A 22119-nucleotide genomic window follows, 5' to 3' on the forward strand; every position below is an offset into this window, starting at 1 on the left:
AGCCGATCTGCGGTTTGCCTTCGGTCCTCTAGGCCGGGCGCGCTACCTTCAGCACGCGGAAGGCCTTGGCGGTCGCTTCGCGGGTGATCTTCCACTCCGAGGGAAGCTGCTCAACCAGCCACTTCTGCAACGAGTCACTGCCAAGGTTCTTCTGCACCACCATCCAGGCCTCGCCGCCCGGCGCCAAACGCGGCAACCACAGCATCAGCAGCTCATGCAGGGCATCCTTGCCGATGCGAATGGGCGGGTTGGACCAGATGGTGTCGAATTCCAAGTTCGGATCCACGGATTCAGGAGTGCCGACAACAACGTTGGACAAGCCCAACGCAGTGGCGTTCAAGCGGGCCAGATCGATGGAACGCTCATTGACGTCGACGCCGTAGACCTCGGACTGCGGGGACTGCTCGGCAGCGGCCAAGGTGATGGGCCCCCAGCCGCACCCGATATCCAGGATGCGTCCGCGAGGGGCCGGCACGTACTGCAGTAATACCGCTGTGCCCTTATCCAGCCCGGCAGGGGAGAAAATGCCGGAGGCCGTCTGCACTTTGCGCAGCGAGCCATTGAGCTCGACTTCGATGGTGCGACGTTCGTCTGCCGAGGCCGGGCTGGCGGTGAAGTAGTGATCCGAGGTCATAGGCAAAGTTTATCGCCCAGTACGGTTACCCCAAAGAACGGGGTCGCCAACGTGAGCAAAGCGATATAGGCACGACACGATATCACTGATAGAGTTTTCCCTATGACTTTCATTTTCGTCTAATACGTAATCCTCTTGGTTACCCGCGATTCCACGAGCTGGCCGTGCACTTCTTGCGCGCCCACCTGCATGAATCAGCAGACAGCAAAGTCATTTCCCCTTCTTGGCAGTTCTTCTTTTTGGAACCCCGCATTCGCCTTTGCTCACCGGTAACCATGCATTCACCTGTCTGCTCATAGACCTTTACTCCTTGCAAAGGACCACGAATGTTTGATGAACCAACCGAAACTGAACGCGCCACGTCGCAAAGTGGGGCCCACCCGCACTATTCTGGAAAGCGAAGTACTTCTAAGGAGACCATGACTAACTCCGAGTCACACGAGCACGATTCGGCATCTATGGATGATGCCCAGATCCAGGCCGCCATCGATCGAATCCTCGCAGCCGACGATGCGCAGAGCCCGCAGGTCCAGCACTTCGGCGAAGAAGAGAGTTCCATCTTCGCCGGGCAAGCCTCTGCACTGAACCGTTTTTCCTCCGGCCTCACCCATTTCGACGGGGACCAGGAAGATTTGGACGACCGCCGTGCGCTGCGCCGCGTCGCAGGCCTGTCCACGGAACTGGAAGACGTCACCGAAGTCGAGTACCGCCAGCTGCGCCTGGAACGCGTCGTGCTGGCTGGCATCTGGAGCGACGGCACCGTCACCGACGCCGAGAATTCCCTGCGTGAGCTCGCCGCTTTGGCAGAGACCGCCGGCTCGGAGGTCCTGGACGGGCTGGTGCAGCGTCGCAGCAAGCCGGACCCATCGACTTTCCTCGGCTCGGGCAAGGCTGAAGAGCTGCGCGGAATTGTTGCTTCCACTGGCGCCGATACCGTGGTTGTCGATGCAGAGCTGGCTCCTTCGCAGCGTCGCGCCTTGGAGGATATCGTCAAGGTCAAGGTGATCGACCGCACCAGCCTGATCCTGGATATCTTTGCGCAGCATGCCCAGTCGCGAGAGGGCAAGGCGCAGGTTGAACTGGCCCAGCTCGAATACCTGCTGCCGCGCCTTCGCGGTTGGGGAGAATCGATGTCCCGCCAGGCCGGTGGCCGCGTGGGTGCCGCCGGTGGCGGTATCGGTTCGCGTGGACCGGGTGAAACCAAGATTGAAATGGACCGCCGCCGCATTCGCGACCGCATGGCGAAGCTGCGCCGCGAGATCAAGGCCATGAAGCCTGCGCGCGAAGCCAAGCGTGCCAACCGCAAGCGCAATGAGGTTCCGGCCGTAGCCATTGCCGGCTACACCAACGCTGGCAAGTCATCGCTGCTTAACCGACTGACCAACGCCGGTGTGCTGGTGGAGAACGCGCTGTTCGCTACCCTGGACCCGACCGTTCGCCAGTCGGCGACCGAAGACGGGCTGACCTACACCCTGGCCGATACCGTGGGATTCGTTTCCAACCTTCCGACCCAGCTGGTGGAAGCCTTCCGTTCCACTTTGGAGGAAATCGCCGATTCGGATCTCATCCTGCACGTCGTTGACGGGTCCCATCCGGATCCCGAAGGGCAGATCCAGGCCGTGCGCACCGTGCTCGGCGAAGTCGACGCGTTGAACATCCCAGAGATCATCGTGGTGAATAAGGCTGATGTGGCTGATCCGTTCGTTATCGAACGCATCCGCAACAAGGAATCCAACACTGTGGTTGTCTCTGCGCATACCGGTGAAGGCATCCAGGAGCTGCTGGAAAAGATCAGTTCCTCGATTCCACGCCCCGGAGTCCAGGTTGAGGTACTCATTCCCTACAACCGGGGGGATTTGATCGCCAAGCTGCACCAGAGCGAATCCGAGATCCTGGAAAGCGAACACCTGGAGGAGGGCACCCGGCTGATCGTCAAGGTGCGCGATTCCTTTGCCGCAGAGTTGGAGACCTTCAACCTTCATGGATAAGCAAGAGCAGGCCCTGGGGCTCCTGGAGGCCGCGGTCACTTCCATGGGCGGCGCCATGCGCACCGGCCAGCAGGAAATGGTCAAGCACGTGGTCAGCGCGTTGGAAGACGAAAAGCATTTGCTGGTGCAGGCCGGTACCGGAACGGGCAAGTCCATGGGCTACCTGATTCCGGCACTGGCCCACGCGCAAACCAGCGCCAAGCCAGTGATCGTCTCCACCGCGACATTGGCGCTGCAATCGCAGATTGTCGGCCGTGACGTACCGCGATTACTCGACTCGCTCAAGGGCAAGCTCTCGCGCCCGATGGATGTCGCGCTGCTCAAGGGGCGCTCGAACTACCTGTGCCAGTACAAGCTCGGCGGCGGATACCCGGATGACGAAGGCACTCTTTTTTCCATGGACGAGCCGGCGATACCTGCCGGCACCACTTACTCGCCGCTGGCTAGCGAAGTAATGAAACTGCGTGAATGGGCCGAAGAGACCGACACGGGTGACCGCGATGAACTGGTGCCCGGGGTTAGTGACAAGGCTTGGAAGCAGGTCTCGGTTTCGGCCATGGAGTGCCTCGGCTCGCAGAAGTGCCCGATGGCGGACGAATGCTTCTCGGAAATGGCGCGTGCCCGTGCCGCCGAGTCCGACGTGGTCATTACGAACCATGCGTTGCTGGCGGTTTCGGCCTTCGAGGGGCTTTCGGTTCTCCCGGACTTCGAAGTCGCGATCATCGATGAGGCCCACGAACTGCAAGATCGCGTGACCAGCTCGGTTTCGGGCGCGCTCTCCTCGCGCATGGTGCTTACCGCCGCTGGCGGTGCCAAGCGCCATTGCGGTATCAATGCGGATGAGATGGTCAAGGCCGCAAACCGCCTGGAAAAGTCGTTGACCGGGTTGCCGACAGGCTTGCTGGAACATGGTCTGCGCGAAGACATGGGCATTGCCCTGAACGACATCGTGGAGCAGGCCCGGCTGGCTCTGGCGCTGTCCAAGCCCGAAGCCAATGCACCGGCCGATGGCGGCCGCCAGACTGCCCGCTCCCAGCTGCAGGCCGTGATGGATGATGCGATTCGCATGCTCGAATCCGAAGAACGCCGCGAGGTCCTGTACACCACCCGTCCGCGGGAGTTTGTCGAAGGCCGGGGCTACGTCGAGGCCGATGAGAGCCAGCCTGCAACCTTGAACGTGGCACCGTTGTCGGTGGCCGGCAAGTTGCGCGAGGGCCTCTTCGACGGGCGCACGGTCGTATTGACCAGCGCCACCTTGGCCATTGGCTCGCAGTTCGACTCGGTAGCAGGCTCCTTGGGCCTGATGGGCGCCGGCGCTCCATCATGGACCGGCGTAGATGTTGGCAGCCCTTTCGATTACCCCAAGCAGGGCATCCTCTACGTGGCCAAGCACCTGCCCAAGCCAGGACGCCAACTGGCGGCGGAGACGCTGGATGAGATCGAAGATCTCATCAAGGCCTCCGGTGGCGGCGCCTTGGCGCTGTTCACTTCCAAGCGTTCCGCCGAGGAAGCGGCAAGCATCTTGCGCGAGCGCCTGGACGTGGAAATCTTGTGCCAGGGTGAAGCCAGCATGAAGTCGCTGGTCGAACAGTTCAGCAGCGAACGCGACACCTGCCTGTTTGGAACCATGACCTTGTGGCAGGGCGTGGACGTGCCAGGCGATTCTTGCCGGCTGGTCATCATCGACAAGATTCCTTTCCCGCGCCCGGATGATCCTATCTCCAAGGCCCGTTCCGAGGACGTGGCCAAGCATGGCGGAAATGGCTTCATGCAGGTTGCCGCCACCCATGCGGCGATTCGCCTGGCCCAGGGTGCTGGGCGCTTGATTCGTTCGGTCGGGGATAAGGGCGTTGTGGCGATCCTTGATTCGCGCATGGCCACGGCGCGGTATGGCAGCTTCTTGAAAGCTACCCTGCCTCCGATGTGGCCGACTGTCGATAAGAAGGTCATTACTGGTGTTCTCAAGCGATTGAACCCGGGCGGGAAATAGCCGCAACCAGAATATGAACTTGAGCTGTCCTTCGGGACAGCTCGTGTTCTTTAACCGGTACCAGCATGATGCTTCCAGATGCACTAAGGTCTGTGACAAGAACTGATGAAGCTCGAATCGGAAGGCACCATGGAGTCCATGCAGGAATTGGCGCACCAAGCCGCGATCGACACCCACCAGCGGTTCGGGCATCGCCTCATGGGGTTGCCCGGAACGTGGATTGGACAGAGCTACAGCAAAGCGCATCGGTTGCGCGACGGAAGCATGCTCAGCAATCTCAATGGTTTCGCGCACCCGCTTGCGGAGTGGAACTATTGGTGGCAGGCGCACTATCTGGATGCCATCATCGATGAGGGCCGATCGTACTGGGACGAAGGCAACGAACACCGGGCGCGCGAAGCGCTTGCCCGGGCCAACGGCCTATTGCGCGGCATTCGAATTCGAAACTTCGGGATCTTGCCCAACTACTTCTTCGACGACATGGCTTGGCTTGCCCTGGCCAGCGGCCGCCTGTCAAAGTTCACGCAGCTGGTGACGGGGCACAGGAGCCGTCCTGCCGAGGCGGCAGTTCGGACGCTGGGACGGCAGCTCCATGCCGGCATGGATGGGGTGCTGGACGGCGGCCTGTACTGGTCCAGAAAGCGGGATTTCAAGAACACGCCAGCCAACGCGCCGGCGGCACTGTTCTTTGCCCGTACCGGGGAGAAAGAGACCGCGCGAGAGCTTCTCCAGTGGCTGGAAAAGAATCTGTTCAGCGTGGAGCGAGGACTGTATCTGGACGGACTTCGGTTGACCACGCAGGGACACGCCGTGGAACCAGCGGTCTACACCTATAACCAGGGCCTGGTGCTCGGGGCATTGCTTGAGCTTGGCGAGCCTGCTGATCTGGCTCACGCTCAAGTACTGATCGATGCCACCACGAAATCGCTGTCAACTGCTGCCGGGGTCCTCTCGTTCAACAGCGGGGGAGACGGCAACCTGTTCGCGGGGATACTCTGCCGATATCTGGCCCTCGCCGGTAATGATGTCCGCTTGGAAGCCCGGAGCCGGGAGCAGGCCAGGAGGCTGGTCATGGCAACGGCGCGCCATCTGGCTGACCAGGAGCCACGCCGGCTTTCGGCGGCAATCCAACGCTGGATGATCTTCTCGGCGGCCGCTCAATTCGAGTTGAACGCCGGCCAATAGCGGGTTAAACGAGAATTGCGCTGGTGCCAAGCACCAGCGCAATGACCGTACGTATTCTAGAGCGAGCGCATCACCGAGACGACGCGTCCCATGATCGTTGCGGCATCACCCAAAATTGGTTCGTAGCGCGAGTTCTGCGGAAGCAGCCAGGTGTGCCCGTCACGCTGCCGGAAAGTCTTTACCGTGGCTTCTTCATCGAGCAGGGCAGCTACGATGTCGCCGTTGTCCGCCGTCTGCTGGCGGCGGACAACTACCCAGTCGCCATCGCAAATCGCAGCGTCAACCATTGAATCGCCGGAAACCTTGAGCATGAACAGTTCGCCGTGGCCTACGAGCTGACGAGGCAACGAGAAAACATCTTCGACGGACTGTTCGGCAAGGATCGGACCGCCGGCAGCGATACGGCCAACCAGGGGAACCATGGTGGTGTCAGCGGAAGTGCTCAATTCAATGATCTTGGCGTCTTCGCTGGCATCTGGCTCGACCGGCTTCGAAACTTCGGCCTTCTCGGCGTCTTCGGCCAGCTGCAGAGGCAGCAGGATTTCCATTGCGCGCGGACGGCGTGGATCTCGACGGATATAGCCGAGCTTTTCCAGCTGGCTCAGCTGGTGGGTGACGCTCGAAAGGCTCTTGAGCCCCACTGCGTCACCAATCTCACGCATCGATGGTGGATAACCGTTCTTGCCGATTGACCGCTGGATCGTCTCCAGGATCTTCTTTTGGCGAATCGTCAGCGAACGTGCATTCGATCGGGGAGTGCGTTGTGAAGCTGACATGAGATTTTGCCTTCCCTAGCAATCATTCGAAAGTTCGTAAGTCCAAACTGTCGGCGCTAGATGGTGAGATGTTTTCATTGCTCGTCTACTTCGAAATCTTAGTAGATAAGCGAGCTTCTTTCAAAGATTTGTTCGAAAACTTCTGGACAAGTTCCGCAAACCTCTGTTAGAACAGATATACGAGGTTCGAACAAGTTTTCGAATCTACGCTTTCGAATACAAATTCGCATCACTTGAATTTCTTGAGGAGACAAAGTCATGGCAACCGTCGCACTTGACTCAAATCAGACCCAGGCACCACTGAAGATCCGCATCAACCGTCGCGGATGGGCCGTGCTTGTGGGTATGCCCATTTTCGCACTCACCATCGCCGCAGCTTTCTTCATCTCCATGTTTGCCTCTGACGCGCATGCCGCAGCCGATACTCCTGTTGGAGTCGGAACCGTTGATGTCACCGTTATTCCAGGGGATACGCTGTGGAGCCTGGCCCGGGATTACGCCACCGGTTACGACGTGACCTCGGCAGTGGGCCACATCGCCGAACTCAATGCCCTGACCGGCAGCGAAATCCAGGTCGGCGAAACCCTCTCGATTCCGGTCCTTGCCGGCTAGCTTCCCCAGCTTGCTTCGAGTTTGTTACCTGTGGCCGTAGCGGATTCACCGGCAGGCGCGCTGCGCACGTAGACTTGATGCGTGAATGACCGCAGTGAACTTTTGAGTCAGCTGCCCTTGCGTGAGAATCTCCGCGGGCTATCCCCTTATGGCGCACCACAAATTGACGTGCCCATCCAGCTGAACGTCAACGAGAACACCCATCCGTTGCCACCGACAGTCGTCGATGCCATTGCACAAGAGGTGGCCAAGGCGGCGGCAACGTTGAACCGGTATCCGGACCGCGAGTTCACCGAGCTTCGCGAACTCCTAGCCGATTACCTCGGCCACTCGCTCACAAAGGACAATATCTGGGCCGCTAACGGTTCCAATGAAATCCTGCAGCAAATCCTGCAAGCCTTTGGCGGCCCCGGCCGTGCCGTGATGAGCTTCGGCCCTACCTACTCCATGTACCCGCTGCTTGCCAGTGGTACTGACACGAAATATATCGCCGGTGAACGCGCCGCAGATTTCACGTTGTCCGCCGATTCCGCAGCCGCACAGGTTCGCGAGCACAAGCCGAACATCGTTTTTCTCTGCTCTCCGAATAACCCCACCGGCACGGCCCTTGGCCTGGACGTCATCACCGCGGTATATGAAGCCATGAGCGAGCATAACGGCATGGTGATCGTGGATGAGGCGTACGCCGAGTTCTCCTTGGCCAGCACCACCTCGGCGCTGAGCCTGCTCGAAGGCCGCCAGCGGCTGATTGTCTCGCGCACCATGTCCAAGGCTTTCGGCCTGGCCGGTGCGCGCGTAGGCTACCTGGCCGCTGCGCCAGAAGTCACCGATGCCATCCGCTTGGTGCGACTGCCATACCACCTGTCGGCAGTGACCCAGGCAACCGCCATCGCGGCCTTGAAGAACATCGAGTTGCTGTTGGCCCAGGTCGAGGACATCAAGTCCCAGCGGGACCGCATCGTCGCGCGCCTGAAGGAACTTGGCCTCAAGCCATCGGTCTCCGACTCCAACTTCGTCTTCTTCGGTGGCGTCGAAGACCCCCGCAAGATTTGGGAAGGCCTGTTGGAAGCCGGCATCATCATCCGCGACAATGGAATCCCGGGAACCTTGCGTGTTACGGCAGGAACCGAATCGGAAACCACAGCCTTCTTGGAACGACTTGCCGAACTGCTCGGCTCGCAGAAGTAATCAAAGACAAGCGAAGGAAGACATGTCTGCCGAATTGATTGGCGCACGTCGCGCCCGCATGGAACGCGTGACCAGCGAATCGTCCGTATTCGTTGAACTGGACCTCGATGGCACCGGTGTCTCTGAGATCAGCACCTCGGTGCCGTTCTACGACCACATGCTGACTGCGCTATCCAAGCATTCGCTCATCGATCTCACCGTGCGTGCAACCGGCGATACCCACATCGACGTTCACCACACCGTCGAGGACACCGCGATCACCATTGGCGAAGTACTGCGCGTGGCACTGGGCAACAAGGCCGGCATCCGCCGCTTCGGCACCTCCTACGCTCCACTGGACGAAGCCCTGTCCCGTTCGGTAGTCGATGTGTCGGGCCGGCCATACCTCGTGCACTCCGGCGAGCCTGCGGGCCAGGAATACCACCTGATCGGTGGTCACTTCACCGGTTCGATGACCCGTCACGTCTTCGAAGCCATCACTTTCCACGCACAGATCTGTGCTCACATCGAGGTGCTCTCGGGTCGCGACCCGCACCACATCGTTGAAGCGCAGTTCAAGTCCTTCGCGCGCGCATTGCGCGAAGCGGTAGAGCGCGATGAGCGCATGGGCGACAAGATCCCATCCACGAAGGGTGCACTGTAAGTGGAAAAGAAAACAGTAGTTGTCCTGGATTATGGTTCCGGCAACGTCCGCTCCGCTGTGCGCGCTTTGGAAGCCGCCGGCGCCGAAGTGGAACTGACCGCAGATCCGAAGAAGATCGTGGCCGCCGACGGCCTGGTAGTCCCCGGTGTTGGCGCCTACGCCTCGGTCATGGAGCAGCTGGCCAAAACCGGTTCCCTGCGCTGGATCGGTCGCCGCATTGCCGGGGGCCTGCCGGTTTTGGGTATCTGCGTGGGACACCAGGTCTTCTTTGAAGAAGGCGTGGAACACGGTGTGAAAACCGAAGGCATTGGCGAATGGCCGGGCAAGGTTGAACGCCTGCAGTCGGATGTCATCCCGCACATGGGCTGGAACACGGTACGCCCGCCGGAAGGATCCAAGCTGTTCGCCGGCATCGAGGGTGAACGATTCTACTTCGTGCACTCCTACGCTGTTCAGAAGTGGGAATTCGACGTAACGCAGCCAGCGATGACCCCGCCACAGGTGACCTGGTCGACGCACGGAACGCCCTTCGTGGCCGCCGTCGAGAACGGCCCGCTATCGGCAGTGCAGTTTCACCCGGAGAAGTCCGGGGACGCTGGCGCGCAGCTGCTTCGCAACTGGTTGGGGACGCTCTAGGCATGTGGACCCTCATTCTGGGCGTTGTCGGGGCCTTCCTGATTGGCGGAGCCATTTCGCTGAAGAGCCAGAAGGCCCATATCTCATGGATCATCGCGCTGTGGGTACTTGCAGGCCTGAGCCTGATCGCAGCCTGGTCATTGACTTACTAATCACATTACTTCTTCACTAAGGACATCATGAGCGAGCAACCAATCCTCGAACTTTTGCCTGCAGTAGATATCGCTGGCGGACAGGCAGTGCGCCTGGTCCAGGGCGAAGCCGGTTCCGAGACCGGATACGGCGACCCGCTGGAAGCTGCGCTCTCCTGGCAGAATGCCGGCGCTGAATGGCTGCACCTGGTCGACCTGGACGCAGCCTTTGACCGTGGCAGCAATGTTGAGATTGTCCAGCGCATTGCCAAGGAACTGGATATCAAGGTCGAGCTCTCCGGCGGTATCCGCGATGACGCTTCACTTGACCGGGCCCTGGAATTCGGTGCTACCCGCGTCAACCTCGGAACCGCCGCGCTGGAGAACCCGGAATGGACCAAGCAGGCCATTGCCCGCCACGGTGACAAGATCGCCGTGGGCATGGACGTGCGCGGAACCACCTTGTCCGGCCACGGCTGGACCAAGGACGGAGGCGACCTGTGGGATGTTCTGGCCCGCCTCGAAGATGCCGGATGCGCCCGTTACGTCGTCACCGACGTGACCAAGGACGGCACCCTGCGCGGACCGAACGTTGAACTATTGCGCGAAATCGCTGCCAAGACCAGCAAGCCGATTGTCGCCTCGGGCGGCATCTCCTCGCTCGAAGACCTCCGGGTCTTGCGCGAGCTGGTTCCAGAAGGCATCGAAGGAGCCATCATGGGCAAGGCGCTGTACTCGGGCCAATTCACCTTGCAAGAAGCGCTCGATGTAGCAGGTCGCCGCTAGGCCCCATGCTGCAGCAGGGAAAGACGATTCAGAAGCTCGTGCTTTTGAATCGTCTTTTTTTATTCGTGAAAGCGGATCCCGGTCTTTCCCTCCTCGGGCCCGCGACTGCGCGCAGGTGCTGGGAAAGAAATCTGAAATCATCGGATAGGGGTGTCCAAGCTCATGACTGCAGTTTTGAAACTTCCCTCCAACAACCCCGAAACCACCGATAGCATGGAGCTATGAGTACCGAGCAACCTGAATCTGCACCCAAACGCCACCTGCCGGGACATATTGTCGCTGCACTGGCGCAGGCAGGCTCTAGCACCGACTCTGCCGGTCAGGACTGGGAAGGCCGGGACCTGAGCGGTGAAGGCAACCCCCTGCATAATTTCGACAAGGACGACGGCAAGGCCGACGCCAACGTCGTTGCCGCACTGGCGGCCTTGCGCGATGGCAGCGCAGGGGAGGGCGAGGTGCATAAATCCTTGTCCGAGGCACGCGTTTTCGTTGCGGTGGTAGCCCAGCTCGGCGAAGAAGCCATGACGGAACACGGCTTCGCATCCGACAAGGAAGCCGATATGGCGCTGGTGAAAATCAAGGCTCCAGATGGCCGCATGGCCCTGCCGATCTTCACGACCGTCGAACGATTGCAAGCTTGGCACAAGGAAGCTCGACCAGTGGCGGTTTACGCCCCGCGGGCGGCCCTCTCGGCAGTCAGCGAGGAATGCCAGCTGCTGGTACTCGATCCCGGAAGCGAATTCACCTTCGTACTTCGACGACCGGGGGTCTGGAACCTGGCGAAGCAGATCGACTGGATTCCGAGTTATCAGAACCAGCAGATCGCCAACCTGGTGCAGGATGCAACCGAAGGCTTTGGCCAGTTGCAGACCGTCAAGGTTGCCCCGGGCAGGGGAGTCGGCTCACGCAGCAAGGACGGGCAAGTGGTCCTTGGCGGAGGTCCCGGACCGGAACTGAACTTGCAGTTTGTTTTTGCTCCCGGAACGAGCGAGAACGACGCTCGCGAGACGACTCGCGCAATCCACGGACGTTTGTCCCAAAACACCGAATTCGCTGAAGCAGTGGATTCCCTCGAACTCAGTTTGCACAGCGCGCCGAACTAAACCGGCGGGCTCCTTTCGACCAGACAAGGAACTTTCCGGGCATGAAAAGCTATTGGCAGATTTTGCGTCAACCGCAGATCTCACTTCTGTTGCTGATTGGCATGATTGCCCGACTTCCGCACTCTGCATTGAGCATGCTGCTGCTCCTGCACCTGGTGAACAACCTCGGCCAATCCTGGGTTTCGGCCGGTCTGGTCACGGCCGTCATGACCTTGGGCATCGCCATTGGCGCCCCGTGGCGCGGTGCCCGCGTTGATGTCTGGGGACTGCGCCGCGCGATGATCCCATCGGTGATCGTCGAAACACTCGTCTGGTGCACGGTGCCGCATGTTCCACTGGTCTGGGTGTACCCGCTGGCCTTCATCGGCGGACTCTTCGCGCTACCGGTCTTCTCAGTGGTGCGTACCGCGCTGGGCATCATGACCACCGGCGAACAACGCCGTACCGCCTTCGCCTTGGATGCCACCGCCACCGAACTGGTGTTCATCGTCGGACCTGCAAGCGCCGGCATTGTCGCCACCCAGATCAGCAGCGTCATTGGATTGAGCGTCATCGGCGTGACCTCGACGGTTGCCGGGTTGGCGCTGATGATCCTGAATCCGCCAACGCGCAGCGATGATCCCAAGGCGATCGCCTCGCGGGCCAACGTGCACGAGGAACGCTTGGGGGCGGAGGCCAGCTTCATTGCGGCCGCGCCGATGGGTGTACCCGAAGTCGAGGGCGAGCTGATCGCAGCCGGCATGAAGTCTGCCCGCGCCCGCATCAAGCAGCGTGGCCGCAACTTCAAGAACCGTTTCAACTGGGTCAGTGCTTCGGTCCTGGCAGTATTCATTGCCGCGGCCGGAGCAGGCATGCTGCTCACCGGCACAGAAGTGGCCATCGTGGCCGAATTGGACGCGTCGGCGCAGAGCCACCAGCTGGGTCTGGTGTTCTTCTTCTGGTGCGGAGCCTCGCTGGTCGGCGGCCTGATCTACGGGTCGATGAAGCGGGTTATTTCTCCACTGGTGCTGCTGCTGAGCATGGCCGTGCTGACGATCCCCATGTACTTCGCGTGGGATACCTGGTCATTGGCGCTGTTCTCCGCACTTCCCGGCTTCCTGTGCGCGCCGACGCTGTCGGCGGCCTCTGAGTGGCTCACCGACTTGGTGGCCGAAAAGCGTCGCGGCGAAGCCATGGGCTGGTATGGCTCTGCGATGACCGCTGGCACCGCGTTGGGATCGCCGATCACCGGCATATTCGTCGACAACCTCGGACCCGCCCCGGCCTTCCTTGGCATCGGCGCCATGGCTGCAGTGGTCGTGGTGATTGCCTTGATTGCGCAGCAGATCCGCCGCCGCGTTCGCCGCGCCCGCCGCCGTCGCCTGGAAACGATCGCCTAGGCTCGTGGAGCTGCCCTGAGCCGCGAGTACATGTACATGTCCCTGCGTGCGGTGCCCACCTGTTCCCAGCTGCGCAGCAAGCCTTCACGCTGGAAGCCGCACGCTTCAGCGGCCCGCCACGACCCCTCGTTCCACGGCTCCACGTAGAGCTCGATCCGGTCGATTCCCGGATGCTCCAATGCCCAGGCGCCGAGCGCTGCCAACGCGTGCTTGGCAATGCCGCGCCTGCGGTGCTCCGGTGCGATCCAGTACCCGATGCTGGCCCTGCCGTGGTCGGCATTGCGCAGCCACAAGCCGATTTGCCCGACGGCACGATCCGTGGCCGTTTCGGCTATGGCAAATGAATACCCGCTGCCCTCGGCCACCCGGCGGTGCTGGCGCTCGATGAATGCCGCATAGCCGGCTTCAGTTCCTTGCGCCGGGACCGTGGTGATTTGCGTAATGTAGGGGTCCGTGGAGGCCTGCCTCACGGCAGGAATGTCGCTGGGCTGGAAGGGGCGGAGCCGGAAAGCGCCGGCGACGATCACTGGTTGTTCGAGCATCTGCATGATTCCAACCTAGCGTGGTGATCCAGACAACAATGGACCCGTTTCCCTGGGGAAACGAGTCCATGATGTTAATCTCTTAAAATTCAGCCAATATTACCTAGTTGACCGGTCCGGTGAACTTCTCGCCCGGGCCCTTGCCTGGTGCATCCGGGATGATCGAAGCTTCGCGGAAGGCCAGCTGCAGGCTGCGCAGGCCGTCACGCAAAGGCGCTGCGTGCTGCGAGCCGATCTCAGGCGCACCGGCGGTGACTAGGCCTGCCAGTGCGGTGATCAGCTTGCGGGCCTCATCGAGATCCTTCAGCTCATTGGCATCTTCGCCCTCTGCAAGTCCGCACTTGACTGCTGCTGCACTCATCAGGTGGACGGCGGCCGTGGTGATGATTTCAACGGCTGCAACTTCTGCGATATCGCGCACCTGCTGGTCGACAGCGTGCTGGTGCGAGTTGGTGTCTTCGTTAGTCATACTGCTAAGCTTGTCACAGACCGACTCGATGCCGGTACTTCTCGCAGTTCTCCAGCTAGCACTGGATGAGGGATTCGTACTAGTATTGAGCCATGCAAGTGGAGGCCAACTCCCACCCGCTGTCGCCGTTTCCAGGCTTCCGGGTATTTCGGCAGGATTGCAGCAATGCATTCCCCAAGCGCTTACGCAGGAGCAATCCCGTGTTCGGCTTTGTCGTTCTTTTTGGCCTTCGCCTGCAATCGCAGACGGGGGCCTTCTTTGTTTGCGGTCATGGATTACGAATTTCAGGAGTGACACATCAGCGATCCACGCATTAATGAGCGCATTCGCGTGCCAGAGGTACGTCTCGTCGGCCCTAATGGCGAGCAGGTAGGCATCGTCCGTATCGAGGACGCGCTTCGTCTTGCTCTCGAGTCCGATCTGGACTTGGTCGAGGTGGCACCCAGCGCCAAGCCTCCAGTGTGCAAATTGATGGATTTCGGCAAGTACAAGTACGAAGCCGCTGTCAAGGCTCGCGAAGCTCGTAAGAACCAGACCAACACGGTCTTGAAGGAAGTCCGCTTCCGCCTGAAGATCGACACCCACGACTACGAGACCAAGGTTGGCCACGCACTGCGCTTCCTGGGCGCCGGCGACAAGGTCAAGGCCATGATCCAGTTCCGTGGTCGTGAGCAGCAGCGTCCAGAGATGGGCATTCGCTTGCTTGAAAAGTTTGCAGCAGACGTCGCCGAAGTTGGAATCATTGAATCCAGCCCGCGCATCGATGGCCGAAACATGGTCATGGTTGTTGGTCCGCTGAAGAACAAGGCAGAGGCTCGCCGCGAACAGCAGCAGAAGTCGGGTGGCCGCAGCGCGGCCAAGCGCAAGATCCGCACCGACGCGCCGGCTGAGACCGAGGGCCAGAATGTCGCAGCTTCCATGGATGATGAAGCCCGCGCCAAGTTGGAGCAGGCACGTCAGGCAGCTGAAGGCGACGCCTAGCCAAGCCTGTTGGGCTTTCGAGCCCGTCACCGTTCACGGTGAAGGATCTTCTTCCGGGAAGGTCCAACTACAAGAGAACAACAGCGGTCACCTTTATCGGGGCCCGCTTCGGATGATCCCCACCCGGTGCTTTACCGGGTGGAGCACGTAAGGAGAACGGCAGCTATGCCGAAGTTCAAGACTCACAGTGGCGCCAAGAAGCGCTTCAAGCTCACCGGTAGCGGTAAGCTCGCTCGCCAGCAGGCCAACCGTCGCCACTACCTGGAGCACAAGTCCTCGCGCGTTACCCGTCGCCTGGCTTCTGACCAGATCGTCGCTAAGGCCGATGTAAAGACCATCAAGCGGATGCTGGGCCTCTAAGCTCTCCCTTTCGCAATACGGGGAAGCAATACCCCACCACCCATAGATTTCACCCATCCCGCAAAATCGCGGGCACTGGGGAACTGACTTGAAGGAGTACACACGTGGCACGTGTGAAGCGGGCAGTAAACGCCCACAAGAAGCGTCGCGTCGTTCTGGAACGCGCAAAGGGTTACCGCGGTCAGCGTTCGCGCCTGTACCGTAAGGCCAAGGAGCAGCTGCTCCACTCGTTCGTTTACAGCTTCAACGACCGCCGTAAGCGCAAGGGCGACTTCCGCCGCCTGTGGATCCAGCGCATCAACGCTGCATCCCGCGCCAACGGCATGACCTACAACCGTCTGATCCAGGGCCTGAAGGCTGCTCAGATCGAGGTTGACCGTCGTATGCTCGCAGAGCTGGCTGTTTCGGACTCGAACGCTTTCGCTACCCTGGTAAAGCTTGCCAAGGATGCACTTCCAGCTGACGTCAACGCCCCAAAGGCTGCCGCTGCTGAGGTTGCTGCACCTAAGGCTGCCAAGGCTCCAAAGGCTGCTGCCAAGTCCGTCGAGGGCGAAGGCGTAGTCAAGGCCGTTGAAGGCGAAGACGCACCTGAGGGCTTCATCATCAAGGGCAACGCTGGCTCGAACAAGTACCACGTTCCAGGCTCGACCTGGTACGACCAGACCGAAGCCGAGTTCTGGTTCAACTCCATCGAAGCTGCCAAGGCTGCAGGCTTCGAACCAGCTGGCGGCGAATCCCGTCAGCAGATGAAGTAAATCTCTTCTCCCTTTGAGCTGAGGCTCAGGTAGGACAGATCACACCGAAGGGTGGGTCCCGCGCACAGCGCGGACCCGCCCTTTGCATGTTTCTACCGGTATTCTCGAGACATGAGCAGTTTTCCTCCAGAAGTGATGTCCAATCCACGCGCCGAACGAGTCAAGGCCATCGCGCGTCTGGCCAAGAGCAAGGGGCGCGAAGCCACCGGCGAATACCTCGTTGAGGGCCCGCAGGCGGTACGCGAAGCACTCAAGGCCCATCTGGAGGACGACAACCTGGTCCAGGGCGTCTACGTTGTCGGCGGCTTTCTGGAGAGCCACGAAGAATTCGTGCAGCTGCTCGATAGCGCCAAGGTTCCAACCCGCATCGTCACCGGCGAAGTGCTGCACGCCATGGCTGACACCCAGACCCCGCAGGGCATTCTTGCCGTGGTCGCCATGTCCCAGCCGCAGCTGAGCGAGGTGCTGGACACCAAGCCGAAGCTGATCGCCGTGCTCTGCCGCATCCAGGACCCGGGCAATGCCGGCACCATCCTGCGTGCCGCCGATGCCGCCGGAGCCGATGCGGTGATCCTGACCAAGGGCAGCGTGGATATCTACAACCCGAAGGCCGTGCGCTCCACCGCCGGCTCGCTGTTCCACGTACCGGTGCTGAACAACATCGAATTCGACCACCTGGTCGCCGCCGCGAAGACCACCGGAAGCCAGATCCTGGCCGCCGACGGCTATGCGGCGCACAACCTGGACACCCTGCAGGATGCCGCCGTGCTGCGTGCAAGCCAGCCAGGCACCGAAGCGCCAGAAGCACAGCCGGTGCTGGAAGCGCCAACCCTGTGGCTGTTCGGCAATGAAGGCCAGGGGCTGGAGGAGCACGAGAAGGACGCCGCCGACTACCGCGTGGCCGTGCCGCTCTACGGTGTTGCCGAATCCCTGAACGTGGGTACCGCATCCACCGTCTGCCTGTACGCTTCGGCCCGCGCCCAGCGCTCAGCGAATCGGAGCGCACTGGACTCCCATGGCAGCTGAACTCAAGCAAATTGTTGCCGTGGCCATCGTCGATGACCTGGCCCGGCCCACCAAGCTCCTGGCCGCGCGCCGCAACCGCCCTCAAGCCCTTGCCGGGCTCTGGGAATTCCCCGGTGGAAAAGTCGAACCCGGCGAGAGCGAAGTCCAGGCCGTGCACCGCGAGCTGCGCGAGGAACTCGGGGTGCAGATGCGTCTTGGCGCGCCCATCCCAGGCCCGCATCCCCAAGGGTGGCAGCTGAACGAGAAGGCCGCCATGCGCATGTGGTTCGCCCAGATCACCGAGGGCGAGCCAGCGACCCTGGACGGGCATGACCAGCTGGCCTGGCTGGAACTCGATGACTCGCTGTCCGCCGTCGTCCCGTGGATTCCAGCCGATGCGCCGATCGTGGCGGCATGCCTGGCCCAGGCACGTGCCGGGGCGCAGCACTAAACACCCGTAAGCTTGTTACCGCGCCAACTTCTGGCACTGTGGCTATAGCCGATATTTTGAGGAGCACTTTTCGTGAAGCGATTTATGAGCGTTATCGCTCTGGCCTTCGCCGCCGTCCTAGCCCTTTCTGGTTGCGTCAACATGAACGCAGAAGTCGACGTCTTGGGCAAAGACAAGGTCGCCGGGGCCATGCAGCTGACCCTGCACAAGTCGACGCTCAATGGCGTCAGCTTTGAAGAAGTCCTCGAGAGCCAGATCGACATCGAAATGATGGAACAGCAGCTGGGGGACCAGTGGAGCTACAGCAACATCGATGATGGCGAAAACGTCGGCCTGCGCTTTGAAACCACCAGCCCGATGACCTACGTCCAGCTGGCTGACGCATTCCGCGTCTTCGGCTTCGAAATCAACCTGGGCGATGACGGGAAGGAATACTCCTTCTCGATGCCGGGCGACAAAGCCACCGTGGATTCTTCCTTCACCGAAGCGAACCTGCACGTCACCTTCCCCGGCGCAGTCACCTCGCACACCCCGGGTACCGTCGAGCACCACACCGTCACCTTCGACATGATCAAGGGCGCCGCCGCCTACCAGGCCACCGCCAAGGTCGACCACACCATGTTCTACTCCGCAGTATTCGGCGGGGCGCTGCTGGTTTTGACCTTCGTCTTCGTTGCCGCTTTCGCGCCAAAGGGTGCCAAGGAATCGCATTAATGAGCAGCAATCCTGCTTCAAGGTAAGAAGCTTCACGCCAAGGGCCCGTCATCGGTGAAACGATCACGGGCCCTTAGCCATAGAATGGAAGCAAAGTGTTCTACGCGTAAGTACAAGATAAGAGTAAGGATCGATCGATCCCATGTCTGATCAGACAACTGAACAAGCTCCTGTCGGGGAGTCCAATGTTCCGCACCCAACCGATGAAGCCGGCATCCAGGGCGCGGTCGACGCCGCCCTGGCAGCCATCCAGGCCGCTGGCGACCTGAACGAGCTGAAGGAAGCGCGCCTGGCCCACACCGGCGAGAAGTCCGCGCTGTCCCTGGCCAACCGCCAGATCGGCAAGCTGGACAAGACCCAGAAGGCTGTTGCCGGCAAGCTGGTCGGCGGTGCCCGCGGACGGGTCAACAAGGCCCTGGCTGCCCGCACCACCGTGCTCGAAGAAGCCGAAGCCGCCCGCATCCTGGTCGAAGAAACCGTGGATGTCACCGCGGCCGCCCGCCGCCGCAGCGTTGGCGCCCGCCACCCGCTCTCGGTCCTGCAGGACCGTGTATCCGACATCTTCGTCGGCATGGGCTGGGAAATCGCCGAGGGCCCGGAAGTCGAATCCGAATGGTTCAACTTCGACGCGCTGAACTTCAAGCCGGACCATCCTGCCCGCGAAATGCAGGACACCTTCTTCGTGGAGCCTGCCGACGCGCACCTGGTGCTGCGTACCCACACCTCCCCGGTGCAGGTCCGCTCGATGCTCGAGCGCGATGTGCCGGTCTACGTGCTGTGCCCTGGGCGCACCTTCCGCACCGATGAGCTCGATGCCACCCACACCCCGGTTTTCCACCAGTTCGAAGGCCTGGCCGTGGACAAGGGACTGACCATGGCCGACCTGCGCGGCACCCTGGAGCACTTCGCCCGGCAGATGTTCGGTGCCGAAGCGCAGATCCGTCTGCGCCCTGCCTACTTCCCGTTCACCGAGCCATCGGCAGAGCTGGACATCTGGCACCCAGGTGCCAAGGGCGGACCGCGCTGGATCGAGTGGGGTGGCTGCGGCATGATCAACCCGAACGTGCTGCGCGCAGCTGGCATTGATCCCGAAGAGTACTCCGGCTTCGCCTTCGGCATGGGCATCGAGCGCACGCTCATGTTCCGCAACGATGTCCCAGACATGCACGACATGATCGAGGGCGACATCCGTTTCAGCCAGCACTTCGGGATGGAGATCTAAGCAATGCGTATTCCACTATCTTGGCTGCGCGAGTACGCGCAGGTACCAGCCGACGCATCGGCTGAAGACGTCATGGCAGACCTGGTCAAGGTCGGCCTCGAAGAAGAAGACGTCCACCGTCCAAGCGATGAGCTCTCGGGCCCCATCGTGGTCGGCCAGGTGATTTCCCTGGAAAAGGAAGTTGCCTCCAATGGCAAGACCATCAACTGGTGCCAGGTTCGCGTGGTTCCAGAAGGCGCCGAGCAGACCCTGACCGGCAAGGGCATCGACCCCTCGGGCGTGCAGGGGATCGTGTGCGGTGCGCACAACTTCGTCGAAGGCGACAAGGTCGTTGTCACCCTGCCCGGCGCCGTGCTGCCAGGGGACTTCAAGATCTCGCCGCGCAAGACCTACGGCCACACTTCGGCGGGCATGATCGCTTCCTCCCGCGAGCTGGGCATCGGCGAAGACCACGACGGCATCATGGTCCTGTCCAAGCTGGGCCTGGACCCGGAACTGGGCACCGACGTCTTCGAGCTCTTCGGCCTGGATGACCAGGCGGCGGAGATCAACGTGACCCCGGACCGCGGCTACTGCTTCTCGATCCGCGGCGTAGCGCGCGAATACGCGCTGGCCACCGGCACCTCCTTCACCGATCCCGCATCGATCGTGACCGTTTCGGAAACCACCGAAGCCGGCCATGAAGTAGTGCTCCGCGACGAAGCGCCGATCTACGGCGTACCGGGCTGCACCCGCTTCGTGACCCGCGAGGTCACCGGCATCAACCCGAGCCTCCCGACCCCGCGCTGGATGGCTTCGCGCCTGCAGCTGGCCGGCATGCGCTCGATCTCGCTGGTAGTCGATATCTCCAACTACGTCATGCTGGAACTCGGCGCGCCACTGCACTTCTACGATGCTGACAAGCTTGCCGGTGCGATTACCGTGCGCCGCGCCAACGCCGGCGAAAAGCTGGTGACCTTGGATGCCAAGGAACGCGAGCTGTCGGTCGAGGACCTGCTGATCACCGATGAGTCCGGCGCCATTGGCATTGCCGGCGTCATGGGCGGCGCGGCCACCGAGGTCTCGGATTCGACCAGCCGCGTGCTGGTCGAAGCCGCGCACTTCGACACCGTGTCCATCGGCCGTTCGCGCCGTCGCCACAAGCTGCCTTCCGAAGCCTCCAAGCGCTTCGAGCGTGGCGTGGACCCACGCATCATGCAAATCGCGGCCCAGCGTGCCGTGGACCTGCTGGTGCAGCTGGCCGGCGGCACCGAAACCACCAAGGCCACCGACGCGGGCCAGATTCCTTCCGACACCCAGATCCAGCTGCCGGCAGGTTTCGCTGGAGCCCTGATCGGCGTGGACTACACCGATGAGCAGACCATCACCGCGCTGGAAGGCATCGGCGCGAGCGTTGAGCAGAACGCCGAGGGCTTCCTGGTCACCGCACCAAGCTGGCGCCCGGATTTGGACATCAAGGAAGACCTGGTCGAGGAAGTAGCCCGTGTAGTCGGCTATGACAAGATCCCGGCGACCTTGCCTGTGGCCCCTCCGGGCCGTGGCCTGACCCGCGCCCAGTCCCAGCGCCGCCGCCTGCTGCAGGGCTTGGCAGATGCAGGGCTGACCGAGGTCTTGAACTACCCATTCGTTTCCGAAGCGCAGAACAGCACCTTTGGTGCTGCGCAAGCCGGTACCGAGGTCAAGGCCATTTCGCTGGCCAACCCGATTTCCAAGGAATTCCGCTTCCTGCGCACCTCGCTGCTGCCGGGCTTGCTGGAAACCGCTCGCCGCAACATCGGCCGTGGCTTCCGCGACCTGGCACTGTATGAAGGCGGCCTCGTCTTCCTGCCAGGTACGCAGCTGGGTTCCTCGGTTCTGCCTCCGCTAGGTGAAAAGCCAAGCGATGAGGTCCTGGCCGAACTGTTCAACGGCGTCCCTGACCAGCCATGGCACCTGGCCGCGGTTCTCACCGGCCGCGAAGCATCGGCTGCGGCCGGCTTCGCACCGCGTGCCTGGGACTGGGCCGACGCGCTGGATGCGGCGCACTGCGCAGCAGATGTCCTCGGCGTTGAGCTTGAGGTTGCCCAGGGCAGCCACCAGGCCTTCCACCCGGGCCGTGTTGCAGTACTGAAGGTTTCCGGGCAGGTCGTTGGCTACGCCGGTGAACTGCACCCGCAGCTGCTCAAGGACCAGGACCTGCCAGCACGTACCGTGGCCATGGAACTGAATGCTGCCGCACTGATGGCTGCTGCACCTGCAGTGGTTGTTGCCCAGCAGCACCTGTCCGCCCAGCCGCTGGCTACCCAGGACGTGGCCTTGGTTGTCGACCAGGACGTCGTGGCTGGAGATGTGCTTGCCGCCCTTCGCGAAGGCGCCGGTGAACTGCTCGAAGACATCGCGCTGTTCGACGTGTACCAGGGCCAGGGCATCGAAGACGGCAAGAAGTCGTTGGCCTTCGGCCTGAGGTTCCGTGCCGCCGACCGCACCCTGACCGCCGACGAGGCCTCCGAGGCTCGTGCCGCCGCGGTGGCTGCGGCTACCGAGAAGTTCGGCGCTTCCCAGCGCTAGGCTTTCGGCCTGCCAGATGCCC

At 61.5% G+C, this 22119-nt stretch carries 23 protein-coding genes; 19 read left to right on the top strand and 4 right to left on the bottom strand.

Going from position 1 to position 22119, the window contains the following annotated elements; translation table 11 throughout:
• Positions 1 to 28 precede the first annotated feature (28 nt).
• Entirely contained in the window at positions 29 to 634 is a 606-nt protein-coding gene (locus ACIP6G_RS12905; RefSeq protein ID WP_105658161.1) for a class I SAM-dependent methyltransferase, read from the bottom strand.
• A 326-nt stretch (positions 635 to 960) separates the two neighbouring features.
• On the opposite strand from ACIP6G_RS12905, the gene hflX reads away from it, so the two are divergent.
• The 3 genes from hflX (at position 961) to ACIP6G_RS12920 (ending at position 5797) form a co-directional block, all read left to right on the top strand.
• Positions 961 to 2622: a GTPase HflX gene (hflX, locus tag ACIP6G_RS12910; protein WP_400290489.1), complete on the top strand. Its 1662-nt coding sequence runs from the start codon at positions 961 to 963 to the stop codon at positions 2620 to 2622.
• Positions 2615 to 4612, top strand: a complete 1998-nt coding sequence (locus ACIP6G_RS12915) for an ATP-dependent DNA helicase (RefSeq protein ID WP_105658159.1) — start codon at positions 2615 to 2617, stop codon at positions 4610 to 4612. Before hflX ends, ACIP6G_RS12915 begins: the two co-directional genes overlap by 8 nt.
• 105 nt (positions 4613 to 4717) lie before the next feature.
• Complete coding sequence (locus ACIP6G_RS12920; RefSeq protein WP_400290492.1) at positions 4718 to 5797, top strand: glycoside hydrolase family 76 protein; 1080 nt, start codon at positions 4718 to 4720, stop codon at positions 5795 to 5797.
• A gap of 56 nt (positions 5798 to 5853) precedes the next feature.
• Here ACIP6G_RS12920 and lexA read toward each other — a convergent pair whose 3' ends face one another.
• Positions 5854 to 6573, bottom strand: a complete 720-nt coding sequence (gene lexA / locus ACIP6G_RS12925) for a transcriptional repressor LexA (RefSeq protein WP_105658157.1) — start codon at positions 6571 to 6573, stop codon at positions 5854 to 5856.
• Positions 6574 to 6831: 258 nt separating this feature from the next.
• Between lexA and ACIP6G_RS12930 the strand changes: the two genes are divergently transcribed.
• From ACIP6G_RS12930 to ACIP6G_RS12965, 8 genes are all read left to right on the top strand, one after another.
• Positions 6832 to 7185, top strand: coding sequence for a LysM peptidoglycan-binding domain-containing protein (locus ACIP6G_RS12930; protein WP_105658156.1), 354 nt, complete (start codon positions 6832 to 6834; stop codon positions 7183 to 7185).
• 81 nt (positions 7186 to 7266) lie between these two features.
• Positions 7267 to 8373, top strand: coding sequence for a histidinol-phosphate transaminase (locus ACIP6G_RS12935; RefSeq protein WP_400290496.1), 1107 nt, complete (start codon positions 7267 to 7269; stop codon positions 8371 to 8373).
• Between the two features lie 22 nt (positions 8374 to 8395).
• Positions 8396 to 9016, top strand: coding sequence for an imidazoleglycerol-phosphate dehydratase HisB (hisB, locus tag ACIP6G_RS12940; RefSeq protein WP_013348471.1), 621 nt, complete (start codon positions 8396 to 8398; stop codon positions 9014 to 9016).
• Positions 9017 to 9652 carry an imidazole glycerol phosphate synthase subunit HisH gene (gene hisH, locus ACIP6G_RS12945; RefSeq protein ID WP_105658154.1) on the top strand — a complete coding sequence of 212 codons (636 nt, stop codon included), beginning with the start codon at positions 9017 to 9019 and terminating at the stop codon, positions 9650 to 9652.
• 2 nt (positions 9653 to 9654) lie between these two features.
• Complete coding sequence (locus ACIP6G_RS12950) at positions 9655 to 9804, top strand: hypothetical protein (RefSeq protein ID WP_166650645.1); 150 nt, start codon at positions 9655 to 9657, stop codon at positions 9802 to 9804.
• Positions 9805 to 9831: 27 nt separating this feature from the next.
• Complete coding sequence (priA, locus tag ACIP6G_RS12955) at positions 9832 to 10569, top strand: bifunctional 1-(5-phosphoribosyl)-5-((5-phosphoribosylamino)methylideneamino)imidazole-4-carboxamide isomerase/phosphoribosylanthranilate isomerase PriA (RefSeq protein WP_105658153.1); 738 nt, start codon at positions 9832 to 9834, stop codon at positions 10567 to 10569.
• Between the two features lie 221 nt (positions 10570 to 10790).
• Entirely contained in the window at positions 10791 to 11672 is an 882-nt protein-coding gene (locus tag ACIP6G_RS12960) for an SseB family protein (protein WP_105658152.1), read from the top strand.
• A gap of 41 nt (positions 11673 to 11713) precedes the next feature.
• Positions 11714 to 13051: an MFS transporter gene (locus tag ACIP6G_RS12965; RefSeq protein WP_105658151.1), complete on the top strand. Its 1338-nt coding sequence runs from the start codon at positions 11714 to 11716 to the stop codon at positions 13049 to 13051.
• Here ACIP6G_RS12965 and ACIP6G_RS12970 read toward each other — a convergent pair.
• Both ACIP6G_RS12970 and ACIP6G_RS12975 read right to left on the bottom strand, forming a co-directional pair.
• Positions 13048 to 13593 (bottom strand): GNAT family N-acetyltransferase, encoded by a 546-nt coding sequence (locus ACIP6G_RS12970; protein WP_400290501.1) that lies wholly within the window; start codon positions 13591 to 13593, stop codon positions 13048 to 13050. The genes ACIP6G_RS12965 and ACIP6G_RS12970 overlap by 4 nt on opposite strands.
• A 103-nt stretch (positions 13594 to 13696) precedes the next feature.
• Positions 13697 to 14062, bottom strand: coding sequence for a DUF1844 domain-containing protein (locus tag ACIP6G_RS12975; RefSeq protein ID WP_013348478.1), 366 nt, complete (start codon positions 14060 to 14062; stop codon positions 13697 to 13699).
• 330 nt (positions 14063 to 14392) lie between these two features.
• On the opposite strand from ACIP6G_RS12975, the gene infC reads away from it, so the two are divergent.
• The 8 genes from infC (at position 14393) to pheT (ending at position 22097) form a co-directional block, all read left to right on the top strand.
• Positions 14393 to 15043 (top strand): translation initiation factor IF-3, encoded by a 651-nt coding sequence (infC, locus tag ACIP6G_RS12980; protein WP_388023856.1) that lies wholly within the window; start codon positions 14393 to 14395, stop codon positions 15041 to 15043.
• Positions 15044 to 15208: 165 nt separating this feature from the next.
• The gene (gene rpmI, locus ACIP6G_RS12985) at positions 15209 to 15403 is read left to right on the top strand and encodes a 50S ribosomal protein L35 (RefSeq protein ID WP_013348480.1); all 195 of its coding nucleotides are present in this window, start codon (positions 15209 to 15211) and stop codon (positions 15401 to 15403) included.
• Between the two features lie 104 nt (positions 15404 to 15507).
• Positions 15508 to 16158 (top strand): 50S ribosomal protein L20, encoded by a 651-nt coding sequence (gene rplT, locus ACIP6G_RS12990; RefSeq protein ID WP_105658148.1) that lies wholly within the window; start codon positions 15508 to 15510, stop codon positions 16156 to 16158.
• A gap of 111 nt (positions 16159 to 16269) precedes the next feature.
• The gene (locus ACIP6G_RS12995) at positions 16270 to 17184 is read left to right on the top strand and encodes an RNA methyltransferase (RefSeq protein WP_105658147.1); all 915 of its coding nucleotides are present in this window, start codon (positions 16270 to 16272) and stop codon (positions 17182 to 17184) included.
• The gene (locus tag ACIP6G_RS13000) at positions 17174 to 17614 is read left to right on the top strand and encodes a (deoxy)nucleoside triphosphate pyrophosphohydrolase (RefSeq protein ID WP_400290507.1); all 441 of its coding nucleotides are present in this window, start codon (positions 17174 to 17176) and stop codon (positions 17612 to 17614) included. The genes ACIP6G_RS12995 and ACIP6G_RS13000 overlap by 11 nt, the downstream gene beginning before the upstream one ends.
• A 72-nt stretch (positions 17615 to 17686) precedes the next feature.
• On the top strand, positions 17687 to 18328 hold the full coding sequence (locus ACIP6G_RS13005; RefSeq protein ID WP_388023849.1) for an LppM family (lipo)protein: 642 nt from the start codon (positions 17687 to 17689) through the stop codon (positions 18326 to 18328).
• A gap of 142 nt (positions 18329 to 18470) precedes the next feature.
• Positions 18471 to 19550, top strand: a complete 1080-nt coding sequence (gene pheS, locus ACIP6G_RS13010) for a phenylalanine--tRNA ligase subunit alpha (protein ID WP_105661889.1) — start codon at positions 18471 to 18473, stop codon at positions 19548 to 19550.
• A 3-nt stretch (positions 19551 to 19553) separates the two neighbouring features.
• Positions 19554 to 22097: a phenylalanine--tRNA ligase subunit beta gene (gene pheT / locus ACIP6G_RS13015; RefSeq protein WP_400290511.1), complete on the top strand. Its 2544-nt coding sequence runs from the start codon at positions 19554 to 19556 to the stop codon at positions 22095 to 22097.
• The last annotated feature ends 22 nt before the right edge of the window (positions 22098 to 22119 follow it).

This window comes from Glutamicibacter sp. NPDC088483 (assembly GCF_044753145.1).
Lineage (GTDB): Bacteria > Actinomycetota > Actinomycetes > Actinomycetales > Micrococcaceae > Glutamicibacter.

What these genes read in the sequence shown, in the direction of transcription:
- ACIP6G_RS12905 (WP_105658161.1), bottom strand. Translation starts at nt 634, where the DNA reads ATGACCTCGGATCACTACTTCACCGCCAGCCCGGCCTCGGCAGACGAA.
- hflX (WP_400290489.1), top strand. Translation starts at nt 961, where the DNA reads ATGTTTGATGAACCAACCGAAACTGAACGCGCCACGTCGCAAAGTGGG.
- ACIP6G_RS12915 (WP_105658159.1), top strand. Translation starts at nt 2,615, where the DNA reads ATGGATAAGCAAGAGCAGGCCCTGGGGCTCCTGGAGGCCGCGGTCACT.
- ACIP6G_RS12920 (WP_400290492.1), top strand. Translation starts at nt 4,718, where the DNA reads ATGAAGCTCGAATCGGAAGGCACCATGGAGTCCATGCAGGAATTGGCG.
- lexA (WP_105658157.1), bottom strand. Translation starts at nt 6,573, where the DNA reads ATGTCAGCTTCACAACGCACTCCCCGATCGAATGCACGTTCGCTGACG.
- ACIP6G_RS12930 (WP_105658156.1), top strand. Translation starts at nt 6,832, where the DNA reads ATGGCAACCGTCGCACTTGACTCAAATCAGACCCAGGCACCACTGAAG.
- hisB (WP_013348471.1), top strand. Translation starts at nt 8,396, where the DNA reads ATGTCTGCCGAATTGATTGGCGCACGTCGCGCCCGCATGGAACGCGTG.
- ACIP6G_RS12950 (WP_166650645.1), top strand. Translation starts at nt 9,655, where the DNA reads ATGTGGACCCTCATTCTGGGCGTTGTCGGGGCCTTCCTGATTGGCGGA.
- priA (WP_105658153.1), top strand. Translation starts at nt 9,832, where the DNA reads ATGAGCGAGCAACCAATCCTCGAACTTTTGCCTGCAGTAGATATCGCT.
- ACIP6G_RS12960 (WP_105658152.1), top strand. Translation starts at nt 10,791, where the DNA reads ATGAGTACCGAGCAACCTGAATCTGCACCCAAACGCCACCTGCCGGGA.
- ACIP6G_RS12965 (WP_105658151.1), top strand. Translation starts at nt 11,714, where the DNA reads ATGAAAAGCTATTGGCAGATTTTGCGTCAACCGCAGATCTCACTTCTG.
- ACIP6G_RS12970 (WP_400290501.1), bottom strand. Translation starts at nt 13,593, where the DNA reads ATGCTCGAACAACCAGTGATCGTCGCCGGCGCTTTCCGGCTCCGCCCC.
- ACIP6G_RS12975 (WP_013348478.1), bottom strand. Translation starts at nt 14,062, where the DNA reads ATGACTAACGAAGACACCAACTCGCACCAGCACGCTGTCGACCAGCAG.
- rpmI (WP_013348480.1), top strand. Translation starts at nt 15,209, where the DNA reads ATGCCGAAGTTCAAGACTCACAGTGGCGCCAAGAAGCGCTTCAAGCTC.
- ACIP6G_RS12995 (WP_105658147.1), top strand. Translation starts at nt 16,270, where the DNA reads ATGAGCAGTTTTCCTCCAGAAGTGATGTCCAATCCACGCGCCGAACGA.
- ACIP6G_RS13000 (WP_400290507.1), top strand. Translation starts at nt 17,174, where the DNA reads ATGGCAGCTGAACTCAAGCAAATTGTTGCCGTGGCCATCGTCGATGAC.
- pheS (WP_105661889.1), top strand. Translation starts at nt 18,471, where the DNA reads ATGTCTGATCAGACAACTGAACAAGCTCCTGTCGGGGAGTCCAATGTT.
- pheT (WP_400290511.1), top strand. Translation starts at nt 19,554, where the DNA reads ATGCGTATTCCACTATCTTGGCTGCGCGAGTACGCGCAGGTACCAGCC.